Raw genomic sequence first — 14,272 nt, 5'->3', positions numbered from 1 at the left:
GCAATCCTCTCCAGTTATTGACGCTAATGCTAAGGTAGTATGCATTATTGACTATTAAAGACGATTAACCAAGATTGCTTTTCATCACCACAATGTGAAATGTAACAATACTTGGTTCATTATGAAATAGGTAAATTATTTCAGGTAAGTATACCCGTCTAGGCAATTTTCGTAAAAGTCTATCCAGTTTACCCCTTCACGTGGTTTTATTTTGCCCCGTTGAATTTGCTTATCTATTTCTTTTTTCACCACTTGCGCCATAATCTCTGGCGTATATTGCATGGTTGATAAAACGTTTTTAACCGCAGAGCCTTTCACCACTTCCTCAATGTAAAAGTCTTTTGGATCATCGTCATAACTAACGATGTGCACTTCATTTAAACGGCCAAATAAATTATGCATATCCCCCATAACATCTTGATAGGCGCCGGTGAGAAATAAACCAATATAATAATCTTCGCCATCATTGAGCTGGTGCAACGGCAGGAGCTTGCTAACCTCTTCATCACCAATAAACTTGTCAATTTTTCCATCACTGTCGCAGGTAATATCGACTAAACTACAAAGCTTTAACGGCGCCTCATTTAACCTAGCAATTGGCACTATCGGTAACACTTGGTCGATAGCCCATGAGTCAGCCGCTGATTGAAACACTGAAAAATTTGCTAAATACTGAGATGACAACATTTCTGGTATTTCTTTTAGCTCTTCAGGAATAAACTCTTCGGCTTGGCTCACTTTTTCTACAGTATTTAAAATTCGCCAATACAATGTTTCTATTTTAGCCAACTCTTCAAGCGTTAATACACTGAGTTTAAACGCTTGCATTGCCTGCTCTTTGAGCTGCGAAACATCGTTAAATGACTCTTGAAAATTATCCGATGACAAGTTGTTTTCAATCTCTCGAATATTACTGACAATGATATGCTCACCGGTTTTTTTACGGGTATTGTATGATTTATCACTGGGTTGAATTTCCCCCACTATCTTAGTGATAACGCAAGAATGATGCGCCGTCATTGCCCGGCCACTTTCGCTAACGATATGAGGGTGTTGCACCGACTCAAGATCACAACTTTGTTTAAAGCCGTAAATTATATCGGCGATATATTCTGTTAAATCATAGTTACATGACGAGTCATTGGTTGATTGCGAACCATCATAATCTACCGCTAAACCACCGCCAACATCTACGTATTCAAGGGGAACACCTTGTTTTACTAATTGCGTATAAATTAATGACGACTCTTGTACCGCCTCTTTTATTGCGCGAATATCAGTTAATTGGCTGCCAATATGAAAATGCAATAATTTAATCGTATCTTTTAAGTTTTCTTGCTCAAGCAAATCAATCGCATTAAGTATTTCAGCAATGCTTAAACCAAATTTTGCCCGTTCTCCGCTGGAGCTTTCCCATTTACCTCGCCCTTTTACCATCATTTTAACACGTAAGCCAATAACGGGCTTAATGCCTAATGATTTTGACAATGATATTAATTTAGTTAGCTCACTATATTTTTCAATGACGATAATGGTATTGCGATGAATTTTTTGACCTAATAAAGCCAGCTTTAAATATTCTTCATCCTTGTAACCATTTAATATGGTTAGCGAGTTTTTATTGGTATTGTACGCTAAAGCCGCAATAAGCTCAGGCTTTGAACCTGCTTCTAAACCGTAGTCAAATCGTTTGCCCGCACTGACAATTTCCTCAATGACTTCACGCATTTGATTAACTTTCACCGGAAAGACACCAAAGTAACGTCCTTCGTAATCAGCTTCTTCAATGGTAGATCTAAAGGTTCTGTTTAAACGTTCAACCTGCGAGCGTAATATGTCATGAAATCGAATAACAACAGGAAAATCAATATCGGTTGCGGCTATTTCATCAACCACTTCTTGTAAATTAATTGACAAACCCGGTTGGTCATGACGCGGAGTAACATTGATACACCCATGCTCACCAACACTAAAATAGCCATTCCCCCAACGATTAACCCGATAAGTTTTTTCAGCAGACTCTATCGACCATTCGTTTGTATATTCTGTGGCATTGTTGTTCTCAATGGTATTTTTTTCTACGTTCAATGCTATAAACTCCACGGCTCTAAACAAAGTAATAATTCGCGAACGACTTTCGCGGCAAACACATCACTATTTCCAGTACTGTCAATTTCGGGTGATAACTCAACAACATCACATCCGACAAAGTTTTTGTTTTTAAGTATTTTACAAAGGCTCACAAACGAATGAAAATCTTCTCCTCCCGGCTCAGGCGTACCAGTACCTGGCAGAAAACTTGGATCAAAGTAGTCTAAATCTAAGGTGAGATAAATAGGCGTATCTAGTGGTATTTCCTCAACCGCTGCAAGAAATTTGTCTCTACTGGCTTTTAATGTTCCGTGTTGTTTCATCCATTCATATTCATCTTTTGTGCCTGAGCGAATTCCGTACTGTAGTAATTGATGATGTTCACCAAAATGCTCACTTATACGGCGAATGATAGCCGCATGTGAATGATGATAGCCCAAATAGCCATCGCGTAAATCGGCATGCGCATCTAAATGTAAAACAACAAGCTTTGGGAAATCAGCTAAGTACTTAATGATAGGTGCGTAAGAAATTGAGTGCTCACCACCTAAGGTCATAATGCGAACATTACTGTCGTTTAATGAAACGTCACCAAATAAAGTATCAAATGCCTTATTCCCATCGTAATAGGCTTTTTCAACGTCACTTGGCGCACTGTTTTTATTTATCGATAAATCAATGGCGAGATTGCCCAAATCAATAAAGGAAACATCATCAAGTTCGGCCTCTAAATAAGGCGAGTATGACTCAATGCCATCAGCAACCGCACGCAATGCATTTGGACCAAATTTTGCACCTTTACGAAAACACGCAGTACCATCAAACTCAAACCCAATCATATGGGTTGTATTAGCGTGAACTCCTATCTCCTGTGATGTTCCTTCATAAGGGATAGGTGCAGGCACTAAGTTAACGTTAATTGATTTAAGCATAACAATTGAACACTTATTTAATTTTTGCGTAATTATGCAAATTATTTGCAAGATGTATAGTTTTTTATAAGCTAAATAGAAAAAAAAATACAGTTTAAAGTATTAACAATTTACCGTGATTTTTTATTGATTAATACAGATTAATTTGTAAAATAGCGCACCCTTTTTACATTAGGAAGCTCGGAATGTTTTTTGAAGGTTCAGAAAAAAAAGCTGAGATTTTAATCGATACGAAAAAGCTTTCTTTGCTTGACGATATCAGTGATGAGTTTTGGTCAGCATTAGTGAATTGCAGTCAGGCGAAAATTTTGTCATCAATCCGTAATAACTATTGCAAAGCATTTCTCTTGTCTGAGTCAAGTTTATTCGTCTGGCAAGATAGACTATTAATTTTAACCTGCGGCGAAACCCAACTCGTTAAAGCGGTTGAATTTTTCATTAAAAATTTAGGTTCAGAGGTGATTAAACATCTCACTTATCAGCGTAAAAACGAATACTTTGCCAACGCACAACCAAGTTGCTTTGGTGATGACATCAAATTAATTCATCAGTACCTTCCCGGCAAAGCCTATCGTTTTGGTGAAATGGACAGTCACCACAACTACGTTTTCCATGTAGAGAACGACTTTGTTGCCGATGCGGATGACATTACCTATGAGTTCTTGGCTTACCAAATATCTGAAAAAGCCTCACAGCATTTAACTCAGCCTAATTTAACCAAGGCGGATATCCGAGAATTCCTTAGAATTGATAGCCTATTACCAAATTTTATTATCGACGATTTTGTGTTTTCGCCCTATGGTTACTCACTCAATGCGATTCACGACCAGCACTATTTAACCATTCATGTTACACCACAAATGGACAGTAGCTATATTAGCTTTGAGTCAAACCTTGATTTACTCGCACTGGCACCCACGCTAATTGATATTTTAGCCCCTAAATCATTTGATTTGATGAGCTTTAATGCGCAAAATTTTAATGCAAAATTGGCACAATACATACCAAAGCAATATGTGAGTAAATCACGCGTAAGCACACAACTAGACAACGGCTACATAGTTAATTTTGCTAATTATATACTGCCCCAAACAACGTTTATTGAGCCGATAGAGCTTGATGTTTTAGGAGATAACCATGCACTCTAATTTATGGGTTGAAGAAAAATTTCAAGACTTCTTAGGTATTAAGTTTAAAGTAGAGAAGGTACTTTTTTCGGGTAAAAGTAATTTTCAAACCGTTGACGTTGTCGAGACTAAAGGTCATGGCAAGATGTTATTAAATGACGGCTTAATTATGGTTACCGAAAGAGATGAGTTTGCCTACCACGACATGATAACTCACGTTCCTTTATTTGTTCATCCCCACCCTAAAAATGTGTTGGTTATCGGTGGTGGTGACGGCGGTACGGCAAGAGAAGTAATCCGCCATGCTTCGGTTGATAAATGCACAATGGTTGAAATTGATGGTATGGTTGTGGATGCCTGTAAAGCACACATCCCGCAAACCGCTTGTGCACTCGATGATGAAAGAATTAACCTTATCATTGGCGATGGCGTGCAATTTGTGAAAGAAACTAAAGAAAAATTTGATGTTATTATTGTTGATAGCACAGACCCTATCGGCCCAGCACAGCCTCTATTTGGCGAAGCGTTTTATCAAGACGTTTTTAACTGTCTCACTGATGACGGTATTGTTGTTTCTCAAGGCGAATCATCTTGGTATGCGATGGATATTCAACAATCATTATTAAAAGTACTAAACAATGTTTTTCCTAAAAGCTACTTATATAGCTTTAGTAATTTAACCTACCCAGGCGGTTTATGGAGCTTTACATTTGCATCTAAAAAATATCACCCAGTGAATGATTTCAATCCTGAACGCGTAACTCAATCAGGGTTAGCATTTGATTATTACAATACACCATTACATAGCGCCGCATTTGCTTTACCCAGCTTTGTGATAAAAGGCTTAGATGAACTCATTGACAATTAGTTTAACGACAACTGCTTCATCCTCGCTAGACAGCATAAATAGGCACATTAGCCTTAGTAGCCTTGGCCTGTCTAGGGTGGTGGTGACCACTCAACTCAGATATGTCTGATAGATTATATTTATCGTTAACTCAATAATGTTTTGTTGTACAAGGCGACTGCGCTTTTTTAAGGTACTCTGAGTAAATACGTGATAGTATTAAAACACTTTATTTAGACAACTTTTACTCCATTTGAACTTGAGCTTTTTACATGACAGCATGAATAGCACACATGCCCTTGCATGCTCAACTTAGCACTTCAGCTTAAAATATATCCATCCATTGACGAACCATTTATTTTAAGAATACACTGGACGTTCAAACACTAGGCGACAGCTGAGTCAGTTGAGCTTTAATTTTTGGATAGCTCAGAAAACAATAAAGATATTTAATCTATTCCATTTCAGTATTTTCTGCCGTTTTTAGACGTTCAAGATTTGCTTCATGCTCTTCAAAAGCGGCTTCAATTTCATTTAATACACTATCAACGTCGGCGTTACTCGTTTGCTCTGCAAACACACCCATTAATTCAGTTTCAGGGGTTAGCTCGCTTCTTTCATAAAGCGACCACATTTCATAAGCATACCTTCGTTTTAGTAATTCAGGGGCAAATTGACTGTAATATAGAGTCATATTTTGAACATCACGAATTAGCATTGACTTAGCATTATTATTGGCAGATGCATCAACGGCTTGGGGTAAATCAATAATCACTGGGCCATAGGAGTCGACTAACACATTAAACTCAGATAAGTCCCCATGGACTACACCCGCGCATAACATTCGCTGAACATACACCATCACTTCTTCCAAATCTTCTATGGCTTGTTCCGCAGACATAGTAACGTCGTTTAATCGTGGAGCGACTTCGCCATTATCATCGGTTATTAATTCCATCAGTAAAACACCGTCATAGCATCCATACGGTTGAGGTACTCTTACGCCAGCCTCAGAGAGTAGGTTTAGTGCATCGACTTCTGCATTTTGCCAAGCTTCTTCTTGCTGGCCTCTTCCGTATTTTGATCCTTTCTCCATGGCGCGAGCACGTCGGCTATTTCGACTTTTCCGCCCTTCTTGATATTGTGCTGCTTTTTTAAAGCTACGCTTATTAGCTTCTTTGTATACTTTGGCACATAGGATATCCTCACCACTGCGAACCATATATACAGTCGCCTCTTTGCCACTCATTAATTGGCAAATAACTTCATCAACTAAACCATCTTCAACAAGTGGCTGTATTCTTTTAGGTACTTTCATCGCGCTGTTATACCTTAGTTAACGACAATTTTAAATAGATAGTTTACATTTAAAAAATTGCGCGTAGATTTTTCGGTATTAAAAAGGCGTGTAACGGCTATGAGTTGTTTAACTCTCAGAGTTAAGAATGGATTCAAAATGACCAATGAATTGGCTTCTATTTTTGCTCTGAGTTGTCATTTATTTATACAAAATGATATAAAAGGTAGATGCCCTAAGTCCATTTAATGACATCTGGTAACTAAATTCAAAAGTACTTCCCGAAGATTTAAAAATTTTACTTAATCGTAATAAGTGGTTTCGTCTTTTGTAATGTGTTTATTAAGTGAAGCTTCATCTTTTATTTTCTCTATTTTTTGCCAAGTTGATAAAGCTTTTCGTCGAGCCCTCATAGGAGCAGGTTTGCCCGTTGTATATGAAATTTGATAACTCCCTTCCCAGTCATTATCGTCTTTTGTCATTTTTACAATACTCATAAGAATTCTCATTAAATATATCAGGGTAAATACGCTTTTTTATTCCGCATGCATACTTTGACCCCAAATTGTTAACGTAGTGGCTAGCACTCATCCTTGAGCGCAAAAAGATTACCTAACATAGTTAAACGTAATGTCATTATTACTTTGTTGAGCGTTCGAATGAACGTACCTGCTGCTCATTGAGAACCCGTGAAACACCCCTTTATTAGCAACAACTGACAAATACTTGTGCCATAGCTTTACCGAATATAAGGTTACTTCTTCATTGCTATTAATCTCAGTGACAAATGCCGCTTCTTCTTCATTTTCAGGAGACAGAGAGCCGTCTTGTAACCCCGAAAAGGTATGCCCATACATCATTAATTCTTCAGCTTCACGTTTGTTAAAATAACTACTTCTTGAAAGGCCATGTGGAAAAATATCACTGGCATAAAATGTTATTTTGCCTTTTCTGATTGCAGTTTCCATTACTCATCCTCTTTATTCATGTGTTCAATCATTTCTTTGTACAAAGTAAAAGTATCAAAACCTGCATCACTGAGCTGTCCATTTACACAGTTCAAACTGTACTCATTAAGGTCAGCTTCATCATCAGGACGAATTTCATTACAGTAATCAAAGTAATCTTGTACCAATGATGGTGGTGCTAAGTTTGTCTGTTCGGTACTTGCTGCTGCATTAAACATAACTAACATACCAAACATGACTACATTACAAAGTTTCATAACTGTTCCTTTAAGGTTATTCTCAACGCTAATTTAAGGCTGAATGGTTAAAATGAAAAGCAAATAATAATTGTCGACAAGACAAAATTTCTTTAGATTACCTTGAGTAAATTAAAAGAGTGACAGTATGGATATTAAAATATTTAAAACATTTGTAGCGGTGGCTGATAACAAGCATTTTGGCAGAGCTGCTGAGCAACTGTATATCACACAAGCCGCAGTAAGCGCTCGAATCAAGCAATTAGAGGAATTTTATACTTCACCATTATTTATAAGAGAAAAAAATAACTTAACACTTACCCCTGCAGGTGAGTCATTATTGCCTTTTGCCCATTTAGTAATTGAACAAGTGGAACAGTCAAAAGTGGTTGTCAATTTGGCTAGCCAGCAAAAAGTTAACTTCAACATGGCTGCTACTCCTAATGTATGGGATGCATTTTTAAGTCGACGCGTTAGTGATATTGATGACTTATTTGATGGTATGGTGGTTGGGACTGAAATTTCTGTTCGAGAAGCTATTCAACGTAAACTTGATGATAAAAGCCTTAATCTTGCCTTTTTAACAGACCCAATAAAAGACAGTGACTTTATCAATACACTAATTGGATATTTCGATATTTCGCTAGTGGGTAGTCATCAAACGTTTTCTGAAAGTAGTGAGAGGTATATATATGTTGATTGGGGAATTACTTTCGCTAAAGAACATGCCACAACCCACAAAGTTTTTCCTGCACATAGAACATCTACAGCAAGTATTGCGCTAGAGTTGATATTAACAAATGGAGGGTTTGCTTATTTACCTACCGAGTTAGTGGCAGATCACATTGAAAGCGGAAGTATATTTAATATTGAGAGTTCTCTTCAATTGAAGCGACCTATCTATTTAACTCAACGAAAATCAACTCCTCACTCTGATTTAACCTGTAAACTGACTGAGTTATTAAGCACTTCACAATAATTATATGATTTGCCAACATCGTTAGTTTATAACGATGTTGGCACTCTATCTTGCCTAATTTAGCCTGGTAAAAATCTAGTTTTAACTTAGTTAAAGTTTAGCTTAAACCCGTAAAACCAAGTTAAAGAAATTTTAAACGACGAAACAACACAAATTCAAATACACCAACGCCTACAAGTAGTCCGCAAAACAAGTAAAAAGCATTACCATTTTCAACCCCAGGCATACCACCAATATTTATACCAAATAAGCCTGTTAAAAAGCCGAGTGGTAAAAATATTCCTGCGATTATTGATAACAAGTATGTGTTTCTGTTCATCACTTCACTATTTAAGTGCGAAATTCGATTATTAATTACATCTATTTGTGCAATATAAAAATCTATGGTGTCCACAATACGTTGCATCGTGTCTAGCTGATTAGCCAAGCTAACGGTATGCTCATCAAACGTTGATACTTTATTCTTGCATAAAGACGACAATGCATGTAATTGTGGCTTAAGAAACCTGTTTAACCTTAATAACTTACGATGTTTTATACTTATTTCAGTTATTTCTTCATTAGTAAACGAGTCATTGTCTTGAGCATCAATAAAGTGCTCTATGGGTTCAATTACGGTTTCAATCTTAGCATTTAACTGACTCAAAATAGCAATAACTAATACTTCTAAGCTTTCAGGCCCTTTCCCTCTAGATAACTCGTCGCTAACTGACGCGATAGCTTTTGAGTGTTGTAAGTTACACGTAATCACTCGCTGTGGTGTATATAAAAGCCTGATAGTTAGCATATCATCAGGCTCTTTACCGTTATTTAGGTTAACACCACGCAAAATTAAGAAAAAACTATCATTATCTATTTGCTGAAACCTCGGCCTTGTATCTGCTGCCAGTAATGAATCGATAATAAATTCTTCAGTATTTTCTGCCCTTAACCATTGTTCAAACTGCTCAGCTCCTCTGTTGCAATGAAGCCAATAAGCATTAGAATTCAATTCGTCATTTAATTCTATTTTACTGGCACTACCATCTTTGGCAATTGCCCAACCTTCTACAATAAAGTCATGAATCACAATGTCACCTTAAACGTCTCAAAGACACACAGTTATAACGTATTCATTCGCATTTACTGTGTTATGTTTTTATTTTTTGTATTAATTAACTTAATTGTACCATCCACATGAACATCTCTTTGTGGAAACGCAATCACTATATTTGCTTGGTTAAACGCTTCAACTAATTCAAAACGAATATTACTGGCGACAAACCGTAACCCACCTTCAACTTGAGAGTTTATCCAAAAATATACTTCAAACATTAAAGAGTTATCACCAAAATCTTGAAAGAATACTTGTGGCTCTTTGCCATTTTCCATTAACGTTTCTTGTTGAGCGTTTGCCGTATCTAACATGATTTTTTTCACTTGCTTACAATCAGTGCCATAAGCGACACCTACCGCAACCGTACCTCGAATAAGTTTATCTCTTAGTGTCCAGTTAATCACAGTATTTTCAAGCAGTTTACTGTTAGGGATTAACATATGAACCCCGTCTACCCGTCGAACACGTGTAGAGCGCGTATTAATTTCTTCAACGGTACCTTTAACTCCTTCAACCTCGAGAAAGTCACCGATACGAATTGGCTTCTCACCCATTAAAATCCAGCCACTAATAAAGTTATTAATAATGTTTTGAGCACCAAAACCAAAACCAATCGCAATAGCACCAGATAAAAAGGCAAAAGCCGTAATAGGCACACTTAACATAGACAACGTTGTAATAAAGATTACCGCTAACGCGACAATATACAAAAGCCTTTGCACTAAATGAATAAGGTTTGGATCTTTATTTTTATGACGTAACTTGTCGCCAATCTTGGAAATAAAAAAATGAACAAACCAGACGCTAATAATTAACCACAGCGGCACAGTAAGCACTTCAACAAGGGTAATAACCTTTTCATTTAAGGTAAATAAAGGATAACTTAACCAATAGGTTATTTGTTCTAACATCGTTTACTCCAACGGTTAACCATATTACTGACTATAAGGATAATCATTTTTTATGGGTTAGCCTTTGTTCAGTGTAAACCTAGGGCATGTTTTATTCTTTGTATAAAAATATCAACAAAGCTCAAAACGCCCTAGTTAATTAAATATATTTTTACTTAAGTAAAACTTTTTATGAGCATACTACCTCAGCATTATTTAGCTATGAGAGGCAACAAAAGCATTAGCGGCATCTATATAAAAATGATCACTTAACGCCTGCCTTCCTAATAACATAAGGTAGGTCATATCTGATCTATCGGTTAACGTAATTTCAATATCCCAAGTATGATCACCCATAATTGCTGGTGTTTTAATTACATAACGTTGCTCGCTAATACCATTTGACGATTTTACCTTTCTCACATCATGTAAAATTGCAGTACACCTGACTGACTTTTCTACATTATGAATTTCAGGATGAATATCAAATGCTACCGCAGGTTTATTATCAATAAATGTTCGCTGAAGGTTATCAACATGTAGTGATGATGTTTGAGCTCCTGTATCTACACGTACCGTTAGTTGCTTTATAGCCAATTCAGGCAAATCAATATTCTCAATGTGTCCAATTACAATTCTATCTATCACAGTACCCCCTCATTAGCCTCAAAACTATTAACTAATTCTTCTTCAACATTTTCTATATGTTCGGCAATTTCTTCATCATCTTCTTTAAAATAAGCAATGTGATACATAGCCTCACCTTCTTGCACTAAAGGTATATTTTGTTTACCAATAATAACACCGCTTTTATTAGCAAATACTTCGCCTAATGTTTCACCGTATGGACTACCAATTTCAGCAAGAAGATTTCCTTTTACCACTTGATCACCCAGGTTGTAATGGTGAGTCACAATGCCACTACTTGACGCCCTTACCCAGCTACTATTATTAGCAATAAATTGACTAATCGCTTTTTTCTTAACTCTTCCTTTTGGCATCATTTTTAGGTGTCTTAGTACATTGACTATACCTTGAATACCCGCTCTGATTGAAAAATCATCAAAACGTAGCGCTTCACCCGCTTCATAAAGCAACACTTTGGTTTCACAGCCTACTGCAGCATCGCGCAGCGAACCATCAATGATGTCTGAATTTAAAATCACTGGCGCACCAAACGATTTGGCAATTTCCAGCGTTTCTTCATCTGTTAACTGCGCTCTTATTTGTGGTAAATTCGAGCGATGAATAGCACCAGTATGCAAATCAATCCCATAATCACAATGACTAACAATTTCTTTGAGGAAAATATTAGCAACCCTCGCAGCAAGAGATCCTTTAGAAGAGCCAGGAAAACTCCTGTTTAAATCTCTTCTGTCTGGCATATAGCGACTTTGATTCACAACACCATAAACATTTACCATCGGCACAGCGATAAGAGTACCAGCCGAGATTTTAAACCCCTTTAAATTAATAAGCCGCCTTATTATTTCAATACCATTAAGTTCATCTCCGTGCACGGCAGCACTGACAAAAATAGTCGGCCCTGCTTTTTTCCCACGAATAATATAAACCGGTAAATTTACATCAGCGTCGGTATAAAGCTTTGCTACGGGCAAATCAATTTTCTTTGTTTGCCCAAGCAAAATGGTATGTTCGCCAATTTTTAATTCATTCATAATGTTTCCTAAGCAAACTTATATTACCTTAACCCTTGCCTTTTGTTTTATTGGCATTAAGTTTCCCATTTTTTTCAATAAATTCAATTAACTTACCAGCAACATCTAACCCAGTTGCTACCTCAATACCTTCTAAACCAGGCGATGAATTCACTTCCATTACCATAGGGCCGTTATGAGAGCGAAGTAAATCAACCCCACAGAAGTTTAAACCCATAACTTTTGCTGCATTTACCGCCGTAGCGCGTTCTTCTTTAGTTAGCTTTATCACTTCAGCACTTCCGCCACGGTGAAGGTTTGAGCGAAACTCACCTTCAGCACCTTGTCTCTTCATGGCTGCAACCACACGGCCACCAACAACTAAACAACGAATATCAGCACCGCCAGCCTCTTTTATATATTCTTGTACCAGTATATTCGCTTTAAGTCCCATAAAGGCTTCAATAATACTTTCAGCCGCTTTTGCTGTATCAGCTAATACCACTCCTATACCTTGCGTACCTTCAAGTAATTTAATAACTAAAGGCGCACCACCAACATTCTTAATTAAATCTTTAATGTTGTCTGGCTTACTTGCAAAACCTGTACGCGGTAAACCAATACCTTTACGCGATAATAATTGTAATGAGCGTAACTTATCGCGTGAACGACTAATTGCTACAGATTCATTAACATTGAATGTTCCCATCATCTCAAATTGTCTTGCTACCGCAGTACCATAAAATGTTACCGAGGCACCAATTCTAGGAATAATCGCATCATACATTGGCAGTTCTTCACCATGATAACGCATTGCAGGACGACTACTGGTAATGTCCATGTAGCAATGTAATGTATCGATAATATCAACTTCATGTCCGCGCTCAATACATGCTTCTTTTAAACGACGAGTCGAGTATAAGTTTTCGTTTCTAGATAAAATGGCAATTTTCATTTTGTACTCCAGTGTTCAATTTTTTGAATAAATGTTTTATGCAGCGAAATTTAGTTGATCTTTTTCAAAAAGAAAATCAAAATAAAAATAACGGTTTGATAAAAAAAATCTATCAATAGGTATCTAATGAAAATTGAACTTTTAACCACCTTCTTAGAAGTAAGCCAAACTTTGCATGTTAGAGTTACTGCTGAAAATCTTTATTTAACGCAAGCAGCTGTAAGTAGCAGAATTAAGCAATTAGAAGAAGAGTTAGGTGTACTGCTATTTGATCGCACACAAAAACGATTAAAGCTTACTGCTGAAGGTCATCGCTTAGTTAAGCACGCCAATGAAATGATGATTATGTGGCAAAAACTCAAACAAGACGTTAGCGTGGCACAAACTAACTCTCACCAATTATTTGTTGGCTCTATGATGTCTATTTGGGACATAGTTTTACAAGACTGGCTTCAAAAAATTCACCGCAATCTAGATGATGTACATTTATTCACGCAAACTTACTCACCGTTAGAGTTAAGAAAGCAAGTTATTAGTCGGCTTATTGATATTGCTTTTCTATTCGAACCGCCCTTTGTCGAAGATATTGTTAATGAAAAGGTTGCCACTGTACCGCTTCAGCTCGTGTCAACAGATAAAGAACAAATCTTTAACACGATGGAGAATATAGAAAATATGGTCATGGTTGATTATGGCGAATCCGTCAATAGTCAAATATTAAGGGACTATGGTTCATTTGATGTGATTCGTCACCATATGAGTCAGCCTAGAATAGCGCTCAATTTTATTCTAGAAGCGTCAGGTTGTGCCTACTTACCAAAACAAATGTGTTTTGAACATATTAGAAAAGGAAAGCTTCACCCTGTTGACAAAGCACCTGAGTATAGTCGCGATATATATGCCATTTATTTAGCTAAAAGTAGCAAAACTAACTTAGTTAAGGACGCTTTGACATTATTCCCGTATGTGAGAAATTAGCCTTGAACGTTCAAAAAACATAATGAGTTTGATAAATATATTTTATTAAACGGTGTTATTCATTCAATTTGCCCTATAAGTAAGGATTGATGATCATTGAATTTTTTTTGTTGAAACGACAAATTATTTTTGTTGTTAACACTTTTTGTTGTTAACACTTTTTGTTGTTAACACAAGTATGTACGCTCAACGTATTAGAATAAGATATATATCTAAGC

At 36.8% G+C, this 14,272-nt stretch carries 15 protein-coding genes; 4 read left to right on the top strand and 11 right to left on the bottom strand.

The features are described from left to right. Window positions 1-135: 135 nt before the first annotated feature. Together speA and speB are read right to left on the bottom strand one after the other, a co-directional pair. A complete protein-coding gene (gene speA, locus D1094_RS16065) occupies window positions 136-2,088 on the bottom strand; it encodes a biosynthetic arginine decarboxylase (protein ID WP_259337988.1) in 1,953 nt (650 codons plus the stop codon). Between the two features lie 2 nt (window positions 2,089-2,090). Then, complete coding sequence (gene speB / locus D1094_RS16060; protein WP_118961128.1) at window positions 2,091-3,023, bottom strand: agmatinase; 933 nt, start codon at window positions 3,021-3,023, stop codon at window positions 2,091-2,093. Between the two features lie 185 nt (window positions 3,024-3,208). Between speB and D1094_RS16055 the strand changes: the two genes are divergently transcribed. Further along, a complete protein-coding gene (locus D1094_RS16055; RefSeq protein ID WP_118961127.1) occupies window positions 3,209-4,171 on the top strand; it encodes an adenosylmethionine decarboxylase in 963 nt (320 codons plus the stop codon). Beyond that, window positions 4,161-5,018 carry a polyamine aminopropyltransferase gene (speE, locus tag D1094_RS16050; RefSeq protein WP_118961126.1) on the top strand — a complete coding sequence of 286 codons (858 nt, stop codon included), beginning with the start codon at window positions 4,161-4,163 and terminating at the stop codon, window positions 5,016-5,018. Before D1094_RS16055 ends, speE begins: the two co-directional genes overlap by 11 nt. A gap of 433 nt (window positions 5,019-5,451) precedes the next feature. Here the strand turns inward: speE and D1094_RS16045 are convergent, their stop codons facing one another. The 4 genes from D1094_RS16045 to D1094_RS16030 form a co-directional block, all read right to left on the bottom strand. Continuing rightward, window positions 5,452-6,315, bottom strand: a complete 864-nt coding sequence (locus D1094_RS16045; RefSeq protein WP_118961125.1) for a PA4780 family RIO1-like protein kinase — start codon at window positions 6,313-6,315, stop codon at window positions 5,452-5,454. 281 nt (window positions 6,316-6,596) lie between these two features. Beyond that, window positions 6,597-6,791: a hypothetical protein gene (locus D1094_RS16040; protein ID WP_118961124.1), complete on the bottom strand. Its 195-nt coding sequence runs from the start codon at window positions 6,789-6,791 to the stop codon at window positions 6,597-6,599. A gap of 111 nt (window positions 6,792-6,902) precedes the next feature. After that, the gene (maoP, locus tag D1094_RS16035) at window positions 6,903-7,262 is read right to left on the bottom strand and encodes a DUF413 domain-containing protein (RefSeq protein WP_118961123.1); all 360 of its coding nucleotides are present in this window, start codon (window positions 7,260-7,262) and stop codon (window positions 6,903-6,905) included. Then, complete coding sequence (locus D1094_RS16030; RefSeq protein WP_118961122.1) at window positions 7,262-7,519, bottom strand: hypothetical protein; 258 nt, start codon at window positions 7,517-7,519, stop codon at window positions 7,262-7,264. The genes maoP and D1094_RS16030 overlap by 1 nt, the downstream gene beginning before the upstream one ends. 127 nt (window positions 7,520-7,646) lie before the next feature. Between D1094_RS16030 and D1094_RS16025 the strand changes: the two genes are divergently transcribed. Then, window positions 7,647-8,477: a LysR family transcriptional regulator gene (locus tag D1094_RS16025; protein ID WP_118961121.1), complete on the top strand. Its 831-nt coding sequence runs from the start codon at window positions 7,647-7,649 to the stop codon at window positions 8,475-8,477. 121 nt (window positions 8,478-8,598) lie between these two features. Here D1094_RS16025 and D1094_RS16020 read toward each other — a convergent pair whose 3' ends face one another. The 5 genes from D1094_RS16020 to rimK all read right to left on the bottom strand — a co-directional run bounded on the left by D1094_RS16020 (window position 8,599) and on the right by rimK (window position 13,076). Next, entirely contained in the window at window positions 8,599-9,546 is a 948-nt protein-coding gene (locus D1094_RS16020) for a zinc transporter ZntB (RefSeq protein WP_182440218.1), read from the bottom strand. Window positions 9,547-9,599: 53 nt separating this feature from the next. Beyond that, the gene (locus D1094_RS16015; protein ID WP_118961119.1) at window positions 9,600-10,484 is read right to left on the bottom strand and encodes a mechanosensitive ion channel family protein; all 885 of its coding nucleotides are present in this window, start codon (window positions 10,482-10,484) and stop codon (window positions 9,600-9,602) included. A gap of 195 nt (window positions 10,485-10,679) precedes the next feature. Further along, complete coding sequence (locus D1094_RS16010; protein ID WP_182440217.1) at window positions 10,680-11,111, bottom strand: RimK/LysX family protein; 432 nt, start codon at window positions 11,109-11,111, stop codon at window positions 10,680-10,682. Next, on the bottom strand, window positions 11,108-12,142 hold the full coding sequence (locus D1094_RS16005; protein WP_118961118.1) for a succinylglutamate desuccinylase/aspartoacylase family protein: 1,035 nt from the start codon (window positions 12,140-12,142) through the stop codon (window positions 11,108-11,110). The genes D1094_RS16010 and D1094_RS16005 overlap by 4 nt, the downstream gene beginning before the upstream one ends. 28 nt (window positions 12,143-12,170) lie before the next feature. Next, window positions 12,171-13,076, bottom strand: coding sequence for a 30S ribosomal protein S6--L-glutamate ligase (gene rimK / locus D1094_RS16000; RefSeq protein ID WP_118961117.1), 906 nt, complete (start codon window positions 13,074-13,076; stop codon window positions 12,171-12,173). Window positions 13,077-13,202: 126 nt separating this feature from the next. Here rimK and D1094_RS15995 point away from each other — a divergent pair, with 126 nt between their 5' ends. Then, the gene (locus D1094_RS15995; RefSeq protein ID WP_118961116.1) at window positions 13,203-14,054 is read left to right on the top strand and encodes a LysR family transcriptional regulator; all 852 of its coding nucleotides are present in this window, start codon (window positions 13,203-13,205) and stop codon (window positions 14,052-14,054) included. The last annotated feature ends 218 nt before the right edge of the window (window positions 14,055-14,272 follow it).

The organism is Colwellia sp. RSH04 (assembly GCF_003545765.1).
Classification (GTDB): domain Bacteria; phylum Pseudomonadota; class Gammaproteobacteria; order Enterobacterales; family Alteromonadaceae; genus Colwellia.
This window is presented reverse-complemented; position numbering and strand designations above follow the sequence as displayed.